This window comes from Bradyrhizobium ferriligni, from assembly GCF_056837965.1.
Map to the genome: position 1 here is coordinate 77,407 of NZ_JBXEJO010000032.1, position 22,046 is coordinate 99,452.

Sequence of the window (22,046 nt, forward strand, 5' to 3'; positions counted from 1 at the left end):
GGCAACTGGAATTTGGCTATTCCAGTTCGCGGCTCAGGACCCGGCGCGGCGGATCGTGATCCGGGTCTCGTCGGTCATGTCCTTGAGCTCCTTGTTCGGCTCGCGATAGAGATGACGCTCGATCTCGACCGTACGGCCGTCGATGGTCTTGGTGCATTTCTCGTCGACAAATACGCCGCCGACCTCCTGTTTGTCGGCGCCCGGCTGTGCCTTTGAACAGGTCCAGCCATCCTCGCCATAGCGCGACCTCGCCTGCAGGCCGAGCAGGAACGCCTTCTTGCGCAGATAGAGCCGCGCCTTCGGATCGGTCTCGATCATCAGCGCCGCGATCTTGGCGTCCTTGTCGATCATCACGGTGAGGATCGCGGGATGGCCGCCGACCATGGTGCCTTCCCGCCCGCTCTCGCGATCATACTCGAAGCGGATGCCGCGCAGCTGGTCCGGTCCGGCCTGGCAAGCCTGCCACTGTGCCCAATCAGCCAATCTGTGGGTCTTCTCTCCAACGCAGGTCAGGTTGATGTAGCCCGCGTCCGGCACGCTGCTGATCGCCATTCCGACGCTGATGTCGCGCAGGTCTCCCGCGGTCGCCATCGCCGGCACCGCTGCCGTGACGGTGACAGCGAAGACCAAGCCACGGATTGCCAATCCTTGCTTGCTCATGGCTTTGCCTTCTCGTTCTGGTCGGACGGCGCGGTGGCGTGGCCGGCCTCCTTGTAGATGTTGCAGACCCGCGAGCCATCGCCGAAGAACGCGATGCATTCATCGTAGGTCGGCTCGCCCTTGCCCTTGACACGGGCGAGCACATAATCGGCGACGGCCTCGATCTCGTTCGGCCGCAGGAACACATTCGCCTCGGGCGGCATGCGGTCCGCGACGTCCTGCCGGGTCATCTCGTAGCATTTCGTGGTGTCGTAGGAGCCGCGCACGAAGAACGGCATGCCGGTGCCCGGCCGGCCGCACGTCACGGTCTCGATGATCTGCTCGCGGGTCAGCTCGGTCTTGCGCAGCGACAGCGCGTCGCCGCCATAGCCGCCGCCGCCATTGCCATGCCATTTGTGGCAGCCGACGCAATTGCCGCGCTTGAACACCGCCTTGCCCGCGTCGGTCGGATCGCTCGCCGACTGCGCCTGCGCGGTACCGATAAATCCCATCACCAGCGCACAGCCGAGCCACGCGCCAATCAGACATATTTTTTTCATTTGTCTTGTTTCTTGTCTTTTTTCTTGTCTTTCTCGGCCAAATCGACGCGGGAGGCCTCTCACCGAGGCCTCCCGCGCTGCGACGTCAAAGGGCGAACACGTAGAGCATCGAGCCCGGCTGCATCCGCTTCAGCTCGGGCGTGGCATCGATGAACCACTTGTCCCAGGCACCGCCGAGGCCGACCAGGATCGCGACGTACTGCTTGCCGTCCACCGAGAACGTCATCGGGGGCGCGTTGACGCCGCCGCCGGTGTTGAACTGCCAGAGCTGCTGCAGCGATTTCGCGTCATAGGCGATCACCTCGCCGGACGGCTGTCCGGAGAACACGAGGTCGGGCGTTGCCAGAATGCCGCCGAGGTTCGGGAATTCGGTCTCCGCCTTCCCTGCCACCTTGCCGGTGGTAACGTCGATCGCGGTGACGCTGCCGGTGATCTTGACGGGCTGGCTCGGTCCGCCGCCCGTGAAGAACTCGCGCTTCTTCAACTTGTCCGGCGTCGTCTCCTCGACCGTGATCCGGTTGCAGCTCTCGATCACCGGGATGTACCAGAGCTTCAGGTTCGGATTATACGCGGTCGGCGGCCAGTTCTTGCCGCCCATGTTGCCGGGGCAGATGTCCGTCACCTTGTTGGTCCGGCTTGGCGTCACCGCCGCGTTGTAGCGCTGCACGCCCTGCTTCGGATCATACTCCACCGGCTTGCCGGATTCGGGGTCGAGACCCTTGGTCCAGGTCACCTTCTTGACGAACGGCAGACCCCAGATGAACTTGCCGCTGTTGCGGTCGATCGCATAGGCAAAGCCGTTGCGGTCGGCCTCGAGCGCGAGCTTCTGCGTCGTGTTGTTCGGACCGGGGACGTCGACCAGCACGTTCTCCGCCACGCTGTCATAGTCGTAGGGATCGTTCGGCGTGTGCTGGTAGTGCCACTTGATCTTGCCGGTGTCGGCATCGAGACCAAGCGAGGAGTCGGTGTAGAGGTTGTCGCCGGGCCGGTACTCGTTGTCCCAGTCCGGTCCGGGATTGCCGACGCCCCAGACGATGGTGTTGGTCGAGGGGTCGAAGCTGCCGGTGACCCAGGTCGATCCGCCGCCGCTCGCCTTGGCGTCCTTGTCGTCCTTCCAGGTCTCGTGACCCGCCTCGTCCTTGCCCGGGATGGTGTGGGTGCGCCACACTTCCTTCTGGCTCTTCAGGTCGGTCGCGGCGATCCAGCCGCGAATGCCGTATTCGGCGCCGGCAACGCCCGTGATCGCCATGTCCTTGACGATCAGCGGTGCGCCGGTGATCACCTCGCCCTTGTCGGGATCGGCGACCTGGCGCTGCCAGGCGACCTGCCCGGTCTCCTTGTTGGTCGCGATCAGGCGGCCGTCGAGCGTGTGCGAAACGACGAGGTTGCCCCACAATGCGACGCCGCGGTTGTCGACGCCGCAGCAGGCGACCGCGCCGGCCCAGTCATGGTCGGTCTTCGGGTCCATCTTCCAGAGCAGCACGCCTTTGCCGGCATGCGCATCGATCTTGTAGACCGAACCCCAGCCGTCGGTGACGTACATGAAGCCGTTCTCGACGATCGGCGTTCCCTCCAGGCCGCCATGCGACCAGATTCCGCCGCCCTCGACGCCGCCGAGATGCATGGTCCAGGCGACCTTCAGGTTCTTGACGTTGTCCTTGTTGATATCGGCCAGCGACGAGAAGCGCGTCGCCGAATAGTTCTTGTGGTGGTGCAGCCAGTTGCCTGCTTCCTTGTCAGCATTGAGCAGACGGTCCTGGCCGACATCGTCGGCGAGCGCGAAAGAGCCCGCGAAGGTCGCTGCGGATGCTACTGCCGCGGCGAGCATATGCGACTTTACCCAATTCAACCTTGTCATGAGTTCATTTCCTCCGGATCTAGCATTCTTCATTGATCGAACCGCCCGTCACACACGGGCGATCACGCGAGAAGCCTTGAGTCCCGGCGCGTGGCTGTGCACCACCCGCCGCCTTCTTGAGTCACTTGTGTTAGGTCACTTCTGGACCTGTACCTCCGTCTCGATGGTGCCTGCTTTCTGAAAAACGATCGCGCATTTGAAGGTCTCGCCCGGCGTGAGCGCCTGACGCATCTGCAGAAGCATGACGTGATAACCGTCACGCTTCAGCTCGAGCATTGCCTTTGCCGGCACTGGTATATTGGATATCGAGCGCATCGCTGGTGCGCCCTCGCCGCGATCCACAGTATGACGCTCGGAAAAATTCGCAACCGGGCAGCGGACACGAAGCAGCGCATCGGCGCTGTCGGCCTCGTTCTTGATCGTCATCGTCAACGGAAGGTCCCCGCCCGCTTTGTCGACCGCCGGCACGCGCGCGTCCACAATCTGCAAGGACTCGTTCGCGGCGGCGTTATGCACCACTCCGAACGTGCTGATCAGGCAGAATAATGGCAACGCGATCCATGATCGGCACGCAACGGCGCAATGCAACCCCCGCTCGAACGACATCAAGTTCTCTCCCAACATGATTTTTGCAGCATTGTTTCACGCTTCGTCGTGCGCTGCCAGCAATAGATCGCGAACGCTCCATCAATGCGATTTCGGCACGCATGGCGGCCATGCTAACTTCTTGCGCATGAGTGCTCTCGATAAACTTCCGCCGATAGAGCGCGACGCAGCACATGCCGCACTGCGTCAGGTGATCGGCACCGCGGCGATCGACGCCGTCACATCCGTCTCGGGCGGCGCAACGTCGGCGCAATTGTTCCGGATCGATGCAGGCGGCGAGAATTATTTGCTCCGAATCGAAGGAATGCCGAGCCCGCTGCGCAATCCGTTTCAGTATGTGTCGCTCAGGATCGCCGCTAAGGCCGGCATCGCGCCGCGACTCCATTATGTCGACGAGGCCTCGCGCGTCGCGGTGATGGATTTTGTGCAGCGGCAGCCGCTCGGCCGCTATCCCGGCGGCCTGCCGGCGCTGGCGAAGGCGCTCGGCGAATTGCTGGCGGGCCTGCAGGCGACCCCGACCTTTCCCGCTTTCGTGCGCTACCCCGACATCGTGGCCCGGCTCTGGGCCCATGTCGGCCGCACCGGCCTGTTCGCGCCCGGCGTGCTTGAGCGCTGCAACGCGCAGCTCGCGCGGATCCGCGCGGCTTATGCCTGGGACGAGGCCAACTCGGTGTCGAGCCACAACGACTCGCTCCCTGCCAACATCCTGTTCGACGGCAACAGGCTCTGGATGATCGACTGGGAATCCGCCTATCGCACGGATCCGCTGGTCGACCTTGCGATTGTCGGCGACAGCCTGGCGCGGACGCCGGAGCTGGAAAACATCCTGCATCGTGCCTGGCTCGGCCGCCCGCTCGACGAGGCGCTGCGCGCACGGCTCGCACATGTCCGCGCGCTCACCCGGCTCTACTACGCCGGCGTGCTGCTCAGCGCATCGGCGACGGCGCCGCGCGCCACACCCGACACGAGCCTCGCGGCACCGACGCTTGCCGAGCTCGCAGAGGCTACACGCGCCGGCCGGCTCAAGGCCGGCACGCCGGCGGCCAAGCACGTGCTGGGCAAGATGTTCGTCGCCGCGTTCCTGACCGAGGTCGCGACGCCCGGCTTCGATCTTTCGGTCTGACGTTCACCCCGGCGGATTGAACGTCGACGGAAACAACTGCGGCGCAGCTCACTGCGGCACCGGGTGCAGCCTTGCGAGCTGGTCGAGCGACAATTCGGCCTCGCCATCGCTCAGGGGAAAACGCACGATCACGTCCTGACGCGCCAGCTGGCCCCACAGCGCGTCCGACGACCATTTCTGCGGCTCCGGTCCGCGCGGACCATCGACCCAGATGAAATACCATTCCGCCATGGACGCGACCAAAGCTCCTCGCCGGAACATTGGTCCTTCGCCGGCCAATCCGCAACGCCCGATTTCGGGCGCGGCGCGGCAGGTGGGCTATTCGTACGGCGTGCCGTCCTTGTGCAGGAAGCGGCCGTCGGAGCTCGGGCTCATCATGTCGATGTCGGAGCAGGTGATGACGTCGGCGCGCGAGCGCGAGCCGACCTCGAGATAGGTCGCCGTCATCTGCGACCTGTTGATCAGATGATGCCCGTTGCCGGAATTTTTCGGAAACGCCGCGCAATCGCCGGCCCGCAGCACCGTCTCGCCGCCGTCTTCCACCAGCACGACTTCGCCCGCGAGCACATAGACGAACTCGTCTTCATCCGAATGCCAGTGGCGCTGGCTCGACCAGTTGCCGGGCGGCAGCCGCATCAAGTTGACGCCGAAGTCGGCGAGCCCGCCGGCATCACCGAGACGCTGCCGCACCCGCTCGGCGCACGGCGCGGCGAACTCCGCCGGATAGCCGGTCCCCTTGCGTTCCGGTACGTTTGCAAGGTCGATCCTGGGCATGGCGTCTCTCCGGCGGTTGGCGGGCGAACGAGCGATCGGGCTGGCGGTAATCCGTTTCATGGAAGGCGGCAGCAAGGAGATTCCGAGATCAGCCGCCAAATCGCTTCACCAGTTTTGAACTTTTGGCCGTGCTGATCTGCTGACCGGTCAAATCGCTTCCCACGCTCAATCCCTTCGTCATCAAGTTGCTGCGCAGGGCGGCCTGCTTCTCATCGGCGTAGTCTACGTCGACGTGGTCGAGACTCATCAAATGCCCAAGTTCATGGGCCCACGCGCGTCCGTTGGCAAAGTCATTGCCATACCATTGGACAAAGCTTGCCGGCTCGGGATCGCTATGAAGGTATGAGCTGCCACCGGCCGAGAGATTGGCAATCGGGTTGACGAGATAAATGTGGACCGCGTTGTCAGGAGCATGCCGAAGACTGAGAACATCCAGCACGCGCTGGTCATTGTTGCGCGCGCTCTTCGCCATATCGAGCGGTTTATCTTCCACGTAGTCATTGATCACGAACGCGATCTTGGCCTTAGCCCAGATCTTGTTGACCACATCCAGCGCCTTCTTGGCGGCCTCGCCACTCCATTTTTGAGGCTCGGCGACACCTTTCTCGGCAAATGGCGTGATGTAGATTTTCAGCGGAATTGACATGTGCGTCTCCAACGCTAGAGATTTCGACGACACCTGCGGTGGGCGTCCACGCGTCGACGTCCGGATCCCGAGGACGCAGATTTCGATTCTTTCGGGACTCGCACGTCTCAGCTGGAGCGGATCGGCGTTGCTTCCAGATAGACGCAGTTCGCGCTCCTATGGAAGAGGCCCGCGGCGCGGCAAACAGTCGAAACGAGCCGGCCGAACCTTGTCGACGCCACCGAGACTAACGGCGCGGCCGTCACACCCTGACGATCCGCGCGAGCATCGCTTGAGCATGCGGGTCAATTCCGAGATCACTATCGAGAGATGGAACTCCGCTTGGCGAAGCCACCCGGATGGCGGCACTGCCAGCCATTCCGGCGCCAAAGATAAAAAGCAGCTATTTCAACATCTTACAGGTCAGCCGACATTTGTTCGGCCGTCCGCCACCGGCCCTACACGCTTCGGTGTATCCTTGAACATTCTCGCTTCCCCAAGCGACAACATCAGGAATGGATTGGACTCAGGATTGTTACTGTACGGAGGCATGCCGGCGCTCGTAACGCTTGACGCAGTGGAGTTTGCGCGCGGCCACCTTCGATAAAGCTGCCGTTGTTTCGAGCCGATTTTGGACGTTCGCCATGCGCTACACGCTCCTCCGAGTTCTTGTCGTTCTTGCTGCTTCAGTTCTCCTGGCGTCTCAGCCAGCCTGGGCAACGAAGCGGGTGGCTTTGGTGGTCGGAAATTCGAACTATCAAAATGCGCCATTGCTTCCAAATCCTGCCAATGATGCTACCGCTATCGCCGCGACCTTAAAGGGCGCCGGGTTCGATTTGGTGGAGTCCCGGCTGAACCTGACCTCGAGCGACATGCGGCGGGCACTGAGGGATTTCGCCGACCAAGCTCGCGATGCAGACATCGCCATCGTCTACTATGCAGGTCACGGAATCGAGATCGACGGGACGAATTATCTGATTCCGACGGATGCCAGGCTTGAACGCGACACCGATATCTATGACGAGGCCTTCTCGCTCGATCGCGTCCTGCTGGCCATCGAGCCCGCGAAACAGCTCCGCGTCGTGATCGTTGACGCCTGTCGCAACAATCCATTCGCCGACACGATGAAACGAACCGTCGCTTCGCGCGCGATCAGCCGCGGGCTCGCCCGGGTAGAACCCGCCGTATCCAATACGCTGATCGCGTTTGCGGCGAAGGCCGGACTGACCGCGCTCGACGGCAACAGCACGAACAGTCCCTACGCGACAGCGCTGGTGAAATATATCGCAAAGCCTGGACTGGACCTGCGCAGGGCTTTCGGCTTCGTCCGCGATGATGTCCTGCAAGCCACGGGTAATCGACAGGAGCCCTACGTTTACGGATCGCTGGGCGGTGAGGACGTTGCGCTCGTACCAAAGGCAGAGGAGCCGGCGCCGCCGCCGGCTAGCGCCTCGTCGGAAATTCGTCGCGACTACGAATTGGCCTTGCAACTGGGTAACAAGGCCGCTATGAGCGCGTTCCTCGCCCAGCACCCCGACGGCTATTACGCAAATCTGGCCAAGCTTCAGCTCAATCAGATCGACGCGGAGGACGCGCGGGTGACCGCCACCAGGAAAGCGCAGGAAGCGGAGCAGCAGAAGGCTCGGCTTGCGTCCGAAGGTGCCCAGCGAGCGGAGCAGGAAAAGGCGGCCGCAGATTTCAAGGCTGCGGAGGATGCCCGCATCGCGGCAGAAAGAACAAAGCAGGCAGCGCAGGACCAAGCTGCTGAGGCTGAACGGAGGCGGACCGCATCCCAAACCTCGACGGTCGCCATGCTTTCCGCGAACGGACCCGCGCCCGACAGAGCCAAGCCGGATAGTATTGCAACCGCTACCCCATCGCAGAATAGCGAGGGCGCGAAGGTTGCCGCCTTGAACACGGCGTCGCCGCAGGAGGATCTTGCCAAATCGGTGCAGAGCGAATTGAGCCGGGTTGGCTGTTTCACAGGCTCCATCGACGGCGAGTGGAACGCGGCCTCGCGTCGCTCCCTGACCCTGTTCAACCGGCACGCCGGAACCAAATTTGACGTCAAGCTTGCAAGCCTCGATGCGCTCGATGCGATCAAGCTGAAGCCGGCCCGGGTTTGCCCGCTGATCTGCGAACACGGCTACAAAGCCGACGGCGACCAGTGCCGCAAGATCACCTGCGTCGAAGGCTCGTTCCTGAACGAGGACAACGAATGCGAGAAGCGGCGCGGGAAAAAGCCGGTGGCGAAGCGCAACACGGATGAGCGGCCGTCGCGTGCCGATCGTCCGGTCCGCGAGAGGCCCGAGCCGCAAGCCGACGTTCCCCGACGACAGGCGACGGCCAGACCCTCGGGTGGCAGCGGCCAGATCGTGTGCGATGCTTATCTATGCCGCCCGGTCCGTCGCGGATGTCATCTCGATTACCGTGGCGGCGGAGGTCCCGGCGGCGGTACCGGCAATGTCGAGGTCTGCAACTAGGACGGCATGCAGGGCGGCGCGCTCGAGATCGGGCCGCCGTCTCCTCCGCAATCGGTCATGCCGGGGCAACGAAGCCAAACCGCAGGGCCCTGCACGCAAGAAGCCGAACAGCAGCCTCGGCCACAAGGATATTCACCACATGATCGCGCCGGACGGTCTCCTCAACCGCCCGGGTAGCCGTAGCAACGCAATCGCTGACCTACTTGATGGAGTATGATTTGATGTCGAACGACCAATTGTTCGGCAACAGTCTTCCGCCGCCACTGTCCGGTATCCGCAGCTGACTGGTCCAATCCGACAGATAGCTCAACGTGTCGGCCGGCCCCTGAAGCTTGCGCTGAACGTCCGGCAAATCGAGCAATTGCACACGTCGCTCGCTCAGGATCGCAACGATGACAGCGGACCCGGCCGGCGGCGCGACAACATATTCAAATCCACGCTGCTGTGCCGCCGGGGTCGGAACAATGAATTGGACGCCGGGCTTGACAAGGTTCATGTCGGGTCCGACCGACTGCGCCAATAGCTCGGCGGTCGGGAAGATCTGGGACATCCGCCCTTCCGCATCCACATCCACCAGCATCAGATAGCCGGGCTTCCGGGCGGTTACGCCGAATGACACCTTGCCGCCAATGTTGACAGTTGGACCCGGCAGGATCTCAAGCGCCACGCCGGCAGCATTTGCCGGGCCGCGCGGGGCGGCCTGTACGCGCCAGAGCAGCGGAGCATTCGTCGCACCTGCCGATGGAGAGGCCGATGGCGGCGGCGCCGCGAACGCGACGCCGCTTCCCGCCAGCAACAGCACGATCGCGAACCCTGATTGCTTGCGGCAAACCAGTTCCGCTGGCGACATGACCCGCTGCCCCAGGATTGTCAGGGAACGCTGAAGAAGCCGATTGACGCGATCCGCGCGTCCGCCGGCAGGTAGCGCTCCAGACTCTTGATCACCTGCCCCGAGGCACGGCGCCGGTTGAGCTGCATCAGGACCGTCTCCAGATCGACCATCCGCTGCTGCGAGGTCACCGCGACGATCTGTTCGGCGCCGAACGGCTCGCCCACCCGAAGAGGCAGCCGCAGATTTGCCGATCGAGCCATCGCGGCATCGGACCCCACCGGATACAGCATTTGGATGGTTCCATCACCGGACACGTTGAATAGCAGCACCGCCCGCGAACCGACGTCGGACAATTCGACTTCGACGGTCTGGCCGCTGCGCTGTTGTCGATCATCCGGCCAAATACGCATCAGCTGCGGCGACTGCGTCGCCATGCGCTTAAGCTCCCGAATTGCCGCGGTTCGGTTGACCACTGTCGTCAAACCGCCAACGTCAACGCCGTAGGCCACCACATCGCCCCAGGCGATGACGTCATGGGACACGGGGTCCCAGATCAGGTCAGGATTATCAGTCGGTTGAACGGCCTGCACACTGGCGTCCTGCGGCTTGAGGCTCGTGAAATAGCTCATTTTGCCGTCAAGCGCTGCCAAGCGGATCGGCGTGGTGAGGCGGAACGGCGGCAGCGCGGCACTGGGCGCGGCCGGGGCGGTCGCAGCGGCACTGGTTGGAGCAGTTTGCGACTTAGCCGTAACGGCCGGCGGCGCAGGAGATTGTTTCTCGGCGGACGCGACGTTAGCAACCTGGCCGGAGGCAGCTCTCGCGGCCGTCCCCTGGATCAACACCACGCCGCGGGTCAATTCGAAGGCGACCTCGGTTTCCGGCGTCTGCGCCGGCGACGAGACCGTCACGATGTTCTGGCGCTGGTCGGACAGTTGATAGACCACCTGCCGAACATTGCTGAAAAGCTCCTTCAGGGTCACCTTGCCATCATGATTGATGTCTGCGTTGCCCTCCATGGCCCGCGCAACGGCATAACTCAGGGCGCCGCGCAGGCCGTCGATCCCGGGAATCCGCACTTCCGGAGCCTTGGTGTGACGATCGACCGCGGCGATGAACGCGGTGTGGTCGAGATCGAGTTCGGACTTCGGGTCGTCGCTGCTCGACACCGGCTTCAATTCATCGACCAGCAGCGTATAGCGCGGCACCTGTCGAAAGCTCATCTCGGCCGCCCGCGGATCGATATCGCGCACCATTCCGCCACCATGGCAGGTATCCGCAACGAAAATCACCCTTGCGCCGCGCAATTCGAACTGCCGGATGAAATGGTTGAATTCGCTTCCCAGAATGCGTTCGACCGACCCGGCCGGGGTGGTCGCGAATTCGGGCAGCAGGAACACGTTCTCCATTCCGTCCGGTTCCGAGCCCTTGATCCGCTCCGGCTCCTGCGTGCCGTGACCTGCGATCGACAGGAAGACGAGATCGTTGCTCTTGGTCCGCTCCACCAGTGAGCTGATCTCGCGCAGCACGCTTGCCCTGTCGGCCTGTGCATTGGTCAGCTCGACCACATCGCTGACGCCCATGGTCCTCAGGCTGGACACGATGTCATTGGCGTCGGCGACCGCGCCCTTCAATTTGCGTACATGCTGGTAGTCGTCGATCCCGATGACGAGCGCCCGGAGAGCCGCACCGTCGGGATTGCTTATCGACAGTTCACCCGCCGCATGCGCGCGCTGGAGTGGCAGGCCGATCAACGCAGCGAGCAGGATGGCGGCACACAGCCAACCGGTCCTTCGATCAAAGCCCCTGAGCGTTCGCATCGCGATCCACCTCGATATCAACCAGGTCCGCCCTGGAGCCGCACCGGTAAGGCAGAGCAGCAGAAATGCCGTCTGGACCTCTGGAAACCAGCGCGCCGGCGGTGATCCATGTTCATCTGTAGCCTCGGCAAGACCTCAGGTTCAGCGCCGTTTATTCGCCGTCTTGCGGCCTGTCGGCGCCTCGGTCTCCTGATAGGCGTTCGCGGAAACGGTCGTCTGATCATCTGCGAATGCGCGAAAGCGGACCGGAACGTAGCCGCGCGCGAGCAGGCTCGCGAGCGGATAGACGTTGCGGCAGACCCGACCGTTGCAGCCACCCGTCGAGGATTCCATGACCTCAGCCTTGCGATCGGGCGTGAACCGCAGGAATAACATCACGTGGGAACCCGGCTTGTTCAGGGCGTCGCCAGGCTTGAGGTCCCAGGGGTTGGTCACGGGTGCGGCGATCGCGGGGATGGCGGCGGTCGTGTAGTGAACGGAAAGCCCCCACGTTGCACTGACGAATGCCGAACAGTCGACACCGGCCACATCCGGCCGTGGCTCGTTACGGGTGCAGACATTGCCCGCCAGCGTCCCGCTGTCGATCCGCTGCCGGAAGTTCGCGAGCGAACCGTGGCACCCCCAGCAATAGGGCACGCCGCGCACTTCCTGGTTTATCTTGCCCTGCAGGTACCACGGCCGGCGAATACGGCTGAAACCGGAGCATTGGCTGTCGGGATCGCTACCGTAGTTCGCCGGTGCCAGCTTCCACTGGATGCCCTCAAAGGCGAAGGCGGTCTCGATCGCCTGCTGACGATTGGACGGCCGCACGGCGGCGGTCGCATTGAACTTGATATCCGGCCGCGCCGCCGCCGGCGCGGCCGCCGTGCGCGACGGCCTGACGTCGATGACCGATACCTTCCCCAGGGGGCGGAAGCCGACACCGACCACCTCGACACCATCCGGCTTGGTGCGCAGAAAATAGACGTCGCCATCGCCCGAGACGGTGACGAACCGCCGGGTCACGGGCGTATTCTCCAGCGGCAGCTCGTAGATGCCCTCAAGGCGTCCGTTCGCGGCATAGCGTGCGACGAAGGTGGATGCATTCTTGCCCGACGGAGGAATGTCCTCGGCCAGCACGTAGAAGCGGTCGCTGTTGTCGATCTCGAGAAACTCAACGGTGCCGAGCTGGTTGCGGACGCGCAGGCCGAGCTGACCGATGGTCTCGTTGGATACCATGGTCTGGATTTCGACCCGAACGCCGGCATTGCCCTTGTCGGGAATGATATCGGCGATCACCGATCCCTTGCTGCGCGAGGCGATATATTGCCGGTCGGGCTGTCGCGTCGTCCTGACGATGGCCGCGCGCGTATTCTGATCGAGCAAGTCGGTCGGGCTGCTCAGCGCCTGCGAGCCCATCTGGGCGAAGGCCGAAATGGCGACCTGGTCGTCGGTTCCGCGGGATGAGACTTCCTCCAGCTGGATCTCGTCTCCACCCAGCCCGCGTGTGGACTGTCCTGGTGCCGCCTTCAGCATCCGCACGCCGCCGTCCCAAACCATGATGTCGTCGTTATGGACGACGAGGTCGGTGGGCTGCACATCGCCAGGCATCTTCAGGATGTCGGGAGCAGTGTTCGGCTGTTTGGGGTCGAACTGCAGAATGCGGCCGTTGATTTGATCGAGCACAAACAGGTTTCCCTGTCCGTCAGCACTGAGCGCTTGCGGGCCCGCGAGTTCGACGTCCTGGCTGGCCGGGACGATCCCGACCATGGATGCAGCCGAACCGCCGGCAAAGCTTCGCACGACCGCATCGTCGGCCCTGGCCCCAGTGGCAGCCATGACCACGCCGACGATAGAGAGCCAGATCCAGCTAGATCGACGAAGCATATCCGCCTCAATGTAACCGAACCGAATGCGGCGTCAGTCCGACTAATCCAAGACTGCCTAATCCAAGACTGCGCGAGTGCAGCGTCAATTAGTGGCGAGCAACCCCGATCCCGTTCAACTCTTTCACTGGACGGTGATAGTCCGAACTCCTTCAGCTTGCAGTGCAAAATCATGGCCAGAAACAGATTTGAGCAAGTCAGCGAAATCCAGCCAGACGCGATTACTCTGGTTTTGAAGCGCGACAATACCGGCGCCTCCGGGTCAATCGTGTTGCCGGCCGCCGCAAGCGGGGGACGCCTGAACAGCGACCAGGTCAGCGCCCATATGCCGGCGCAGGATGCCTTTCGCGGCGCAATCCGTCTCGCCAATGACATGAAGCTCGCGGTCGTGGTTTGCGACCCCGATGGCGTCTGGAAGCCGGAATGGGGCGACCTCTACCAGGCGATCGATTGACCCACACGGACAGACGCTGCGGCGCCGCATGGAGGCCGGCATGGCAAATGGAGCGTTAAGCGGGCTGTCGTTGAGGTTGCGAGCCTTGATGATCGCCCTGTTGGCCGCAACCGGCTGGCCTGCGCGGGCAAATGATTCCGCGGCCGAATTGTCCATCGGCGGGCTGCAATTCGTCCGCACCAAGGACGTGGCCATGGCGAGCGAGGAGCTTCATATCGGGCTGGACAGGGTCACCGTTCGCTACCAATTCGTCAACCAGACGAGCAAGCCGGTTGCGCTCACCGTCGCCTTTCCGCTGCCCGACATCGATTTGTCCGAAGCCGAGAACATTGCCCTTCCATCGAGCGATCCAGTCAACTTCGTCGCGTTCGAGACCAGGATCGACGGCAACGCGGTGCCGCTGGCCATCGATCAGCGCGCCATGGTCGGCAGCAAGGATGTCACCGCCCTTCTCCGTCAGTTCAAGCTGTCCCTGCTGCCGCTTGGTGATCGGGAGATCCGGGTGGCCGACCTGCCGGCGACAACCCGCACGAAGCTGATCGATGATGGCCTTCTGATGCCTGCGGGCATGAGCGACAACGGTCGCCAGCAATACACGCCCGGCTGGGTAACCAAGACGTCGGCCGTTCGCGAGCAGGTGTTTCCAGCGGCACGTACCGTCACGGTCGAACATCAGTATCGCCCGAGCGTCGGCTCCAGCCCTGACACGGTCCTGCGCTCGGGTCTGCGTCGCAGCGCGGCACTGGGACCGGAAGTCGAGCGGTACAGGAGAGACTATTGCGTTACGGATGCGTTCCTTGCCGAATTGGACAAGCGCACAGGTGACAGCCAGGCCAATACCGCCAAGCTGCAGGAACGGCGCATTTCCTACGTGCTCAAGACAGGTGCGAACTGGGCGGGTCCAATCCGGACCTTCACGTTGACGATCGATCCGGGCGGCGACGACCGTCTGGTCAGTTTTTGTCCGGGGCGGCTCAAGCCGTCATCTGCCGACAACGCGCGGCAATTCACGGCAAGCGACTTCAAGCCGGATGCCGACCTGAAGATCTTGATGATCGGCAAGTTCTGAACAGCGGCTCAATTGGTGAGCATCACATAGCGTCCAGCCGCGGTGATGGCCACGTTGCCGCGTTGAGCTTCGCTCGTCGCCTGCAGGAAGAATGTGTCGGCAGCCATCGGTCGCGGCTGGCGCAATGAATCCAGAACCCGCGGGGCTGCGACGGCCAACAGGAGTTGCGGACCGGTCGTACGCTCCATCGGCAGGGCAAAGGAAAGCGAGTCGACGCCCGGCTTCAGGAGATAGGACAGGCTGCGCACCTCGCCGCGATCCGAGACCATGAGCAGTTCCACCACCCGGTTGGCAAAATTCTCGACGGTCCCATTGAGGGTCTCGCCGGCCTTCAGCTCCGTCGCCGACAGGTTGATGCGCGGCGCACGCGCTTGATCGCTTCCGACCTGACTGAGGAATTTGACGGCCGGACATTGTGCCTGATTCACCTGCCTGACGCCGACCGAAGCCTCAAATCCCTGCTCCTTTCGAAACGCTTTGTCGAAGGTATCGAACGGGGCGGTCGAAGCGCCGAAGCCTTCAATGACGGCTGCGCTTGAGCTCACCGCAACAGGCAGGATGAAGAAGCAGTCGCCGCCCGCATATTGGGCGACATATTTGCGGATGCGCTCGGCTCGACCCGGCCCGTCGGGGGACGGAGACGGCGTCAACGTCGGCTGAGACGGCAGCTTCACCGGCTCCTGACGTGCTGGCGGTGGCGGAACAGGCTCGCTAGGCGGCGTGGACCTCCCGGCAAGTTTCGGAGGTGGCGGCAAAGCCGCCAAGCCCGATGTCCTCCAGACAAATTTATAGAAGGTGTATCCACCGCCGCCCAGCAGAAGCAGCAGTCCCGCGACGCAGGCGCCGAGCCAGATGCGGCGGGAGTTCCGCGTGGTTGATGGTGCCCGCTCCTGCGGCGCAGACATACCAGCCTGCGACTTCGCCAATGGATCGAAGCCGTAGAGCGGTACTGCGGACGGCTGCGCCGAACCCGCCGGCGTCCAGTTGGCGACCTCCGCCATGGTCGGGCGCAAGGCCGGGTCCGGCTGCAGCATCCTCTCGAGAAGCGGCCTGATGCGCATGTCCACTGCGCCGAGATCGGGCACACGCCGACGCTTCTCGACCAGTTGAAACTGGCTCCCGCCCATATCGAGCTTTTGTCCGGTCAAGGCATGGAACAGCACGAGACCAAAGCTGTAGACATCGGATTTCGCGGTGACATCATTGCCGTACAGGCCGACCTGTTCCGGCGACGCGTAATTGTCCTTGCCGGCGAAGCCGGAACCGATGATGGTCTTGTCACCCATCTGCGTTGACCGGGCGATCCCAAAGTCGATGATCTTCGCCCGCCTTACATCGTCGAGCGGCACGATGATGTTGTCGGGCGAGACATCGCGATGGATAATGCCGTGCTCGTGAGCGGCTTGAAGGCCCGATGCGACCCGCTGCATCAATTTGATCAGCGCTTCGAAGGTCAGCGGCCCATCGTCGAGCATGTTCGACAGCGAGCGTCCGTTCACAAACTCCATCGCCAGATACGGGCGCTGCAGTGCGGGTTCGACCGTGAACAGGAAGTAGCGAACGATTGCTTCATGCGGAAGATTGTGGAGTGCCGCTGCCTCCCGCCGGAACAGCGCAAGCGCCGCCTCGTTGTCGACCATGTCGGGGAGCAACATCTTGACCGCAACGGGCGATCCGGTCTGGATCTCGCGGCATCGGTAGACCTCCCCCATGCCGCCCGCCCCGATCATCGTTTCGATCTCGTAAATGCCGTTGAGCCGGGTGCCGGCCGGCACACCGCGGTAGGATGACCGAAACGGATCGTTCGCGGTCATGGTCGTGGCTCCTGATCGAGCGGCGTCCTCGTGGGCTCTGAGGATCGTGGCGCGAGCAATCGCACGATCACGATCGTGACGTTGTCGAGCCCGCCGCGCTCAAGCGCGAGCGCGAGCATGTCGTCGCAGGCTGTCTGGGCAAGTCGAGTGGCCGCGTGCTGTTCGATCTCGTCGTCCCGCACGTGTCGGGTCAAGCCGTCACTGCAAATCACGAAGATGTCTTCCGGTTCGGCCGGACCGGTCACCACCTCGAGCTCGGGGTCGGCGACGACACCAACGGCCCGGGTGATGGCATTGCTCGGCCAGTCCTGGACCTCTTCGCGTGATAGCGCGCCATCAGCGATCAGTTCCTCCAACTCGCTATGATCGTGCGACACCTGTGTGATGCCATGGCGGTTGATCAGGTACACCCGACTATCACCCGCCCAGATACAGGCATAATGGCCGTCGCGTACGAGCAGGACTGCCGTTGTGGTCCCGACAATGGCACCCCGCCTTTCATGGCTGAGGGCCAGGATCTGCTGGTTGGCGCTGAACAGGCGTGCTTCGCATTGCGCCAACAGGTCCGCCGCGGAGTCCGGCGCGCCGATGGAATCAAGCGACTCCACCACGATGCGGCTGGCAAGATCGCCCGCCTCGTGACCGCCCATACCGTCAGCGACGGCCCACAGGCCGACGTCGGTCCTTACCAGGCATGCATCCTCGTTCCGCGCCCGCACCCGTCCGGCGTGTGTGACGCTACCGACATCGAACAAGGCGGGGACGTGTACCATCGCGCGTCATCCCGTCCCTGATACTTCGCGGCCAACGTCGCCGGTCAGCAACGTGGAATAGTCAAACGGATCCGGCAATCCGCGGCAACAGAGTGCGATCGGCGAGAACCCCTCGCCCCCGGTGGTCCACCAGAAACTGGCCGCAGCATAGACTTGAGGGTTGGCGCCGCAGAGCGTGCCGAACGACTCGGCAAACCCATCGACCGTCGAAACCATTCCCAGCGTCGCGTCGCTCAGCGACACGATCGGTGGTCCATCAGTCCCCGGCGTCCGCAGACGTGGAAGCGCGAGACGATCCAGTGCATCGGAGATCTGCTCGAACGTCGCAGCCCGGTCCAGGGTCGAGAGCAGGAACGTCTCCACTTGCCCATACCACCCGTCCTGCGGATCGATGTGCGGCGGCGGCAGCGCGTCGTCACCATCCGGCATCGCATGCAGCGTCAACGGATAGTATCGCCCCACGCCGTCAAGCGACGGCATGATCGCTCCTGCGACGGTGGTGCCGCAGATCTCGGCGCCAAGCCAGAATCGCCAAATCGGCGCGGTCAAGAATGCTTCCTGCCAGGCGGCGCCGAGTTGATGGCGGCTCGCGGAGATGGCAGCTTGCACCCACGGCTCCCAGACTTCCAGGAAGCTGCGCGGCGTCGCGATCGCGATGAAATCACGCTTCGCGCCGATCTTGCCGAATAAGCCGCATCGCATGGTCATATTCCGGTCGGGCAACGAAACTCGCGGAGCACTGACAGGTTTAGCGGATTGCGCAACGATCCGGTCGAAATCTGATAATTGAGCTCACGTCCGGCAACAATGAAAGTTGCGCTGGCGGATTCCGCCTTGGCGACCAGCGAGCCGGCCTCCAGCATTCGGAACAATGACCAGGGACCGATGCGCTCGAGTACGGACGGCGAGCCGGTCTCGTTGCTGACCGAAATTGCCGTCCGCGGCGATGGGCCGGGCCAGAGCACCGTGGTCGGTGAATTGCTCTGCGGCGGCGGCGGCGGAGGAGCGGGTTGCGGCGCGCCAAACATGGAGGGAGCTGCGGCTGGTCCTGGTGTGGTTGGGCTCGTGATCGTCGTGCCGCCGATCTCGGTCTTGACTGTGATGCCCGGTCCGGCCGCAGCCGGTGGCCGGATCGCAAAGGACACCGCCGGCACACCGCCGCCAGTCTGGAAAAAGGCATCGCGGATATAGGCGGCGTTCTGGAACTGCTTCAATGTGTCGGGCGAGAACGATCGGCCGACGGGACTCTCCTTCCGCCAGACCCATTCGGATCGCGAAGTATCCGCATAAGGCGCCAGGAATTGAGTGAAGAACTTGTCCATGATGCCGTTCGGGCTGAACAGCTTGGCGAAATCCGCGAGTGGGACTTCCTGACCACTGCTCCGTACGAACGGGTAGCGGTTGGTCACCGTCTGCTGACAGACCGGCGTGACCTGATCGCGCAACGACTGCAGAATCTGACCGGCGGTGGAGGCGGCGATGCTGCCTTCGAACTCCGCGGCCGCGGCCCGCAGCATATCGGAAAATGGTGGCGGCATACGCGAGGCATTGTTGCGCAGCGCTGCAACCTGGGCCTGAAGCCCCGCCGTTGCTTGCGCCGTCAGTTGTGGATTCTCGACCATCAGCGTCAGATTCTGCGCGATGTCGTTCAGGTTTGCGATCGTCGAGTCGATCGGCCGGCGGGTGCTCTCCCCTTCAAGGACTGCATGGTAGGGTTTGAACTGCGACTCTATCGCCGCACCGGGCGTACCATCCTGGGCATTGTTGAACAGCGCTGGCGTGGTCGCCGCGGGCGGCGCGGCCGGCGTGCCGCCGCTCGCCGGCTTCGGGCGTTCCTTGGTCAGCATCGTCTCGTCGCGCACCGACTCCAGGATTTGCCGCATCGGCGAGGTCGGCGCCGAAAGCGCCCTCAGCACCTCGTATTTCGGCTTGTCCGCGAGCAATTTCTTCAGACGCAGACTGCCGAGCGCAGTCCGCCACGTCGTCACGAACTCATTGGAGTAGATGCTGAGCAGATCGCCGGCCAGATTGTCATACTGCTGGTCGATTGCCGATTGCTGGCCGGCGTCACCCAAGACCCAGCGCTCGCGCTTCATGCGCTCCGACAATCCGGGCAGTCGAGCGATGAACTTCTGATTGAAGCCGTTGTAGGTGAAGAACTCGGGCACCCGCACGTTGTCCAAGGGCTGCCCAGTCGTGGTTTCGAAGACGACTGCCACGTCCGGACCGCCCCGGCGGCTGGCGATCCAGTCGCCGGCGGTCGATCCACGAGCCTCCGACTTCAGGAACTCGTAGGCACGTTGCGAGACGCTGAGGCGCGCCAACGAATTCTGGGCCTGCTTGATCAGCCGTCCGTCGAGCTCGACCAGCGGCGGCTGCTCGGTTTCGAGGTCGAACATGGCAACGAGATTTTCATCCAGCAGACGCCGCCCCTCCGCGTTGGTCGCGCCAGGATAGAGGTTGTCCGCCCAGTCGCGCTGCATCCAGGAACGGATGAGCTCGCGGTCGGGGGATTGCAGGCCGCCGAGCATCAGGTAGACCTTGAGCGCCTCATAGACGAAGGCAGGCTCGTTGATGCGCGCATTGAGCTGCTCTTCCAGGCGGTACAGCAAGCGAGGCCTGAACATGCGTTCAAGCGCGGTGTGATAGGCCGCCTTCGCAGGCGACAACAGGCGCGCGTGCTGACTGAGTCCGTAGCGCGCCGAAAGTGCTACCGGCTCATTCCGTGAGGCATAGCCGGCCGGAGCGTTCCGCAGCCGATAGAGCAGCGGCAGCACCTTGTCGAGATCATGATCGGCGATCAGCGTTTGCTTGATGAGCGGCGCACCTGCGGTTGCATACTCGTTGTCCGCCTGCAAGCTCTGCTCGATCAGCTCGGAGTTGCGCTTGTAGCTGGTCAGCCACGCGCCGATCAGCCCGATCGCCACCAAACCTATCACCGACAGCGCGGCAGTCTTGAGGATCAGGGCGCGACGCACCGCAGCACGGTCGGTCGAGACCCAGTCGGCCTCGCCGATGATGACCTTCGAAATCAAATCGGCGAGAAAATAGCTCTTGCCGGTTCCGGAGTATGATCCGGCCCCGACTTCCTCCGCGCCGAACGTCCGCGCCAACGATCCGATCAATTGATCGATCGGCGTACCCTGCTGGGTACCCGACGTGAAATAGAACCCACGCAGATTGGCGTTCACGTGATACCGCGTCGGCTCAAAAATCTGGTTGAGGAAATCGTGGATCTGCGGCTTGAGCCGCGCCATCTGCGCCGGGAAGCCGAACAACTGCACCCGGTGCTGCGGCGTCGGCTCGTCCTGCAGACGATCGAGCGTTTCCTCGCTCAGACGTTCCAGCAGGCGATCGAACTCGACCGGGACCTGCCCCACCAGATTCTGGGTCTTGTCGGCGGTCTGGAAAGTGGCCCCCCAGACCTGGCGCCGGCCGGCCTCGCCGAGATAGGCGAAATATTCAGTGAAACCGGCGACGAGATCGGCCTTGGTGAACAGCGCGTAGACCGGGAAGCTCACCTTCAGCCTTTGATGCAGCTCGAGGAGCCGCATCCGGATGGCATCGGCATGAAGCGCGAGTTCCTGCTTCGGCAGTGTCAGCACGTCCTCCAGACTGATCGCGACGAGAACGCCGTTGATCGGCTGGCGCGACCGATTTTTTTTCAGGATGTCCAGAAAGGACAGCCAGCTTTCCTTGTCGGCCTTGCTGTTTGAATCCTGGGTTGTGTAGCGACCGGCGGTATCGATCAGCACCGCCTCCTCGGTAAACCACCAATCACAGTAGCGAGTCCCGCCGACCCCGGCGATCGCCGCCGGCGTCGCCCCGCGCGCGAGCGGAAACTTGAGCCCCGAATTGACCAGCGCGGTGGTCTTTCCCGCACCTGGCGGGCCGATGATGACGTACCAGGGTAGATCGTAGAGATAACCGGACTTGTTCCCGCTCGCGGTCTTGAGCGTTGCGAGCGCATCCTTCATGCGCTCCTTGAGCACCGGCTCGTCGCTGACAGCCTGGTCCGCACCGCTGACGCCGTCGGCGATCTCTTTGGCATTCTTGCGTCGCTTGAAGAAATGAAGACCGGTGACGCCTGCTGCCGCGGCGCCGAGCAGCAGGATCGCGATCTGGCGAACGATGTGATTTTCCAGCGGATGCCAGTCGCCGAAAGCAACGAAGGGACCGGCAAGGTAGATCACGGCCCCAAGCGAGCTGAGCCCGACTCCATAGAGAACGATGCGTAGTATGTCCTTAGCGAGCATTTTTACCGGTACCTGTCGCTTATCGCGTGAGCTTCTGGCGTCCGCCTATTCGCTACGTTCGATGAAGATTTCGACCCGACGGTTCTTGGCGCGTCCCTCGGGCGTCGAATTGCTGGCAATCGGTGAATCCGATCCCTTGCCGTCGACATCGACGCGCGAACCATCGGCTAGGCCGGGCTTCAGCGCGGCGGCAACCGCCTTGGCGCGCTCGACCGACAATTCGAAATTCGAGGGGAAACGCACGGTGCGGATCGGCGAGCTGTCGGTATGTCCAACCACCCGGATTCGGCCGGGCTCCTTGTCGAGCGTCGCCGCGACGCGGGCCGCGATCGGCTTGAAACCATCCAGGATGGTTGCCTGGCCCGAGGCAAACAATGCGAGATCGCACACCCTGATCACGATGAAGCTCGCCGTCTGATCCGCCGTCATGGCGCACGCCGTCTTCTCCTGCGCAAGCGCGTTGCGAATGCGCTGCAGCTGGGTGATGCGGTCCGGCGG

Annotated in this window: 19 protein-coding genes; 4 read left to right on the forward strand and 15 right to left on the reverse strand. The window is 63.1% G+C overall.

Annotation, left to right across the window (positions count from 1 at the left end; genetic code table 11):
- Positions 1-33: 33 nt before the first annotated feature.
- The 4 genes from AC1VNY_RS20290 to AC1VNY_RS20305 form a co-directional block, all read right to left on the reverse strand.
- Positions 34-660, reverse strand: a complete 627-nt coding sequence (locus AC1VNY_RS20290; protein ID WP_482406512.1) for a hypothetical protein — start codon at positions 658-660, stop codon at positions 34-36.
- Positions 657-1,199, reverse strand: a complete 543-nt coding sequence (locus AC1VNY_RS20295) for a c-type cytochrome (RefSeq protein ID WP_482406513.1) — start codon at positions 1,197-1,199, stop codon at positions 657-659. The genes AC1VNY_RS20290 and AC1VNY_RS20295 overlap by 4 nt, the downstream gene beginning before the upstream one ends.
- A gap of 85 nt (positions 1,200-1,284) precedes the next feature.
- A complete protein-coding gene (locus AC1VNY_RS20300) occupies positions 1,285-3,057 on the reverse strand; it encodes a PQQ-dependent dehydrogenase, methanol/ethanol family (protein WP_482406514.1) in 1,773 nt (590 codons plus the stop codon).
- A 135-nt stretch (positions 3,058-3,192) separates the two neighbouring features.
- A complete protein-coding gene (locus AC1VNY_RS20305) occupies positions 3,193-3,663 on the reverse strand; it encodes a copper chaperone PCu(A)C (protein WP_080583245.1) in 471 nt (156 codons plus the stop codon).
- Positions 3,664-3,790: 127 nt separating this feature from the next.
- Between AC1VNY_RS20305 and AC1VNY_RS20310 the strand changes: the two genes are divergently transcribed.
- Positions 3,791-4,786, forward strand: a complete 996-nt coding sequence (locus tag AC1VNY_RS20310; protein ID WP_482406515.1) for a phosphotransferase — start codon at positions 3,791-3,793, stop codon at positions 4,784-4,786.
- A 48-nt stretch (positions 4,787-4,834) separates the two neighbouring features.
- Here the strand turns inward: AC1VNY_RS20310 and AC1VNY_RS20315 are convergent, their stop codons facing one another.
- From AC1VNY_RS20315 to AC1VNY_RS20325, 3 genes are all read right to left on the reverse strand, one after another.
- Entirely contained in the window at positions 4,835-5,017 is a 183-nt protein-coding gene (locus AC1VNY_RS20315) for a hypothetical protein (protein WP_482406516.1), read from the reverse strand.
- Between the two features lie 87 nt (positions 5,018-5,104).
- Entirely contained in the window at positions 5,105-5,560 is a 456-nt protein-coding gene (locus AC1VNY_RS20320) for a cupin domain-containing protein (RefSeq protein WP_038380493.1), read from the reverse strand.
- A gap of 88 nt (positions 5,561-5,648) precedes the next feature.
- Positions 5,649-6,206, reverse strand: coding sequence for a zinc metalloprotease (locus tag AC1VNY_RS20325; RefSeq protein WP_482406517.1), 558 nt, complete (start codon positions 6,204-6,206; stop codon positions 5,649-5,651).
- 623 nt (positions 6,207-6,829) lie between these two features.
- Here AC1VNY_RS20325 and AC1VNY_RS20330 point away from each other — a divergent pair.
- Complete coding sequence (locus AC1VNY_RS20330) at positions 6,830-8,668, forward strand: caspase family protein (RefSeq protein WP_482406518.1); 1,839 nt, start codon at positions 6,830-6,832, stop codon at positions 8,666-8,668.
- A gap of 199 nt (positions 8,669-8,867) precedes the next feature.
- Here the strand turns inward: AC1VNY_RS20330 and AC1VNY_RS20335 are convergent, their stop codons facing one another.
- The 3 genes from AC1VNY_RS20335 to AC1VNY_RS20345 form a co-directional block, all read right to left on the reverse strand.
- Entirely contained in the window at positions 8,868-9,518 is a 651-nt protein-coding gene (locus AC1VNY_RS20335; RefSeq protein ID WP_482406519.1) for a DUF4384 domain-containing protein, read from the reverse strand.
- 20 nt (positions 9,519-9,538) lie between these two features.
- Positions 9,539-11,317, reverse strand: coding sequence for a caspase family protein (locus AC1VNY_RS20340; RefSeq protein WP_482406520.1), 1,779 nt, complete (start codon positions 11,315-11,317; stop codon positions 9,539-9,541).
- A gap of 141 nt (positions 11,318-11,458) precedes the next feature.
- Entirely contained in the window at positions 11,459-13,183 is a 1,725-nt protein-coding gene (locus AC1VNY_RS20345; protein ID WP_482406521.1) for a hypothetical protein, read from the reverse strand.
- A gap of 171 nt (positions 13,184-13,354) precedes the next feature.
- Between AC1VNY_RS20345 and AC1VNY_RS20350 the strand changes: the two genes are divergently transcribed.
- Complete coding sequence (locus tag AC1VNY_RS20350; RefSeq protein WP_482406522.1) at positions 13,355-13,636, forward strand: hypothetical protein; 282 nt, start codon at positions 13,355-13,357, stop codon at positions 13,634-13,636.
- Between the two features lie 88 nt (positions 13,637-13,724).
- On the forward strand, positions 13,725-14,705 hold the full coding sequence (locus AC1VNY_RS20355; protein ID WP_482406523.1) for a DUF4424 domain-containing protein: 981 nt from the start codon (positions 13,725-13,727) through the stop codon (positions 14,703-14,705).
- A gap of 8 nt (positions 14,706-14,713) precedes the next feature.
- Here the strand turns inward: AC1VNY_RS20355 and AC1VNY_RS20360 are convergent, their stop codons facing one another.
- From AC1VNY_RS20360 to tssL, 5 genes are all read right to left on the reverse strand, one after another.
- The gene (locus AC1VNY_RS20360; protein ID WP_482406524.1) at positions 14,714-16,519 is read right to left on the reverse strand and encodes a serine/threonine-protein kinase; all 1,806 of its coding nucleotides are present in this window, start codon (positions 16,517-16,519) and stop codon (positions 14,714-14,716) included.
- Positions 16,516-17,292, reverse strand: a complete 777-nt coding sequence (locus AC1VNY_RS20365) for a PP2C family protein-serine/threonine phosphatase (RefSeq protein WP_482406525.1) — start codon at positions 17,290-17,292, stop codon at positions 16,516-16,518. Before AC1VNY_RS20365 ends, AC1VNY_RS20360 begins: the two co-directional genes overlap by 4 nt.
- A gap of 6 nt (positions 17,293-17,298) precedes the next feature.
- Positions 17,299-18,000 carry a type VI secretion system-associated protein TagF gene (tagF, locus tag AC1VNY_RS20370; RefSeq protein ID WP_482406526.1) on the reverse strand — a complete coding sequence of 234 codons (702 nt, stop codon included), beginning with the start codon at positions 17,998-18,000 and terminating at the stop codon, positions 17,299-17,301.
- Complete coding sequence (gene tssM / locus AC1VNY_RS20375) at positions 17,997-21,548, reverse strand: type VI secretion system membrane subunit TssM (protein WP_482406527.1); 3,552 nt, start codon at positions 21,546-21,548, stop codon at positions 17,997-17,999. Before tssM ends, tagF begins: the two co-directional genes overlap by 4 nt.
- 45 nt (positions 21,549-21,593) lie before the next feature.
- Positions 21,594-22,046 (reverse strand): type VI secretion system protein TssL, long form (gene tssL / locus AC1VNY_RS20380; RefSeq protein ID WP_482406528.1); only part of this gene is annotated, 453 nt, incomplete at its 5' end.

Coding starts and splice junctions, on each gene's coding strand:
- AC1VNY_RS20290 (WP_482406512.1), bottom strand. CDS start 660: ATGAGCAAGCAAGGATTGGCAATCCGTGGCTTGGTCTTCGCTGTCACC.
- AC1VNY_RS20295 (WP_482406513.1), bottom strand. CDS start 1,199: ATGAAAAAAATATGTCTGATTGGCGCGTGGCTCGGCTGTGCGCTGGTG.
- AC1VNY_RS20300 (WP_482406514.1), bottom strand. CDS start 3,057: ATGACAAGGTTGAATTGGGTAAAGTCGCATATGCTCGCCGCGGCAGTA.
- AC1VNY_RS20305 (WP_080583245.1), bottom strand. CDS start 3,663: ATGTCGTTCGAGCGGGGGTTGCATTGCGCCGTTGCGTGCCGATCATGG.
- AC1VNY_RS20310 (WP_482406515.1), top strand. CDS start 3,791: ATGAGTGCTCTCGATAAACTTCCGCCGATAGAGCGCGACGCAGCACAT.
- AC1VNY_RS20315 (WP_482406516.1), bottom strand. CDS start 5,017: ATGGCGGAATGGTATTTCATCTGGGTCGATGGTCCGCGCGGACCGGAG.
- AC1VNY_RS20320 (WP_038380493.1), bottom strand. CDS start 5,560: ATGCCCAGGATCGACCTTGCAAACGTACCGGAACGCAAGGGGACCGGC.
- AC1VNY_RS20325 (WP_482406517.1), bottom strand. CDS start 6,206: ATGTCAATTCCGCTGAAAATCTACATCACGCCATTTGCCGAGAAAGGT.
- AC1VNY_RS20330 (WP_482406518.1), top strand. CDS start 6,830: ATGCGCTACACGCTCCTCCGAGTTCTTGTCGTTCTTGCTGCTTCAGTT.
- AC1VNY_RS20335 (WP_482406519.1), bottom strand. CDS start 9,518: ATGTCGCCAGCGGAACTGGTTTGCCGCAAGCAATCAGGGTTCGCGATC.
- AC1VNY_RS20340 (WP_482406520.1), bottom strand. CDS start 11,317: ATGCGAACGCTCAGGGGCTTTGATCGAAGGACCGGTTGGCTGTGTGCC.
- AC1VNY_RS20345 (WP_482406521.1), bottom strand. CDS start 13,183: ATGCTTCGTCGATCTAGCTGGATCTGGCTCTCTATCGTCGGCGTGGTC.
- AC1VNY_RS20350 (WP_482406522.1), top strand. CDS start 13,355: ATGGCCAGAAACAGATTTGAGCAAGTCAGCGAAATCCAGCCAGACGCG.
- AC1VNY_RS20355 (WP_482406523.1), top strand. CDS start 13,725: ATGATCGCCCTGTTGGCCGCAACCGGCTGGCCTGCGCGGGCAAATGAT.
- AC1VNY_RS20360 (WP_482406524.1), bottom strand. CDS start 16,519: ATGACCGCGAACGATCCGTTTCGGTCATCCTACCGCGGTGTGCCGGCC.
- AC1VNY_RS20365 (WP_482406525.1), bottom strand. CDS start 17,292: ATGGTACACGTCCCCGCCTTGTTCGATGTCGGTAGCGTCACACACGCC.
- tagF (WP_482406526.1), bottom strand. CDS start 18,000: ATGACCATGCGATGCGGCTTATTCGGCAAGATCGGCGCGAAGCGTGAT.
- tssM (WP_482406527.1), bottom strand. CDS start 21,548: ATGCTCGCTAAGGACATACTACGCATCGTTCTCTATGGAGTCGGGCTC.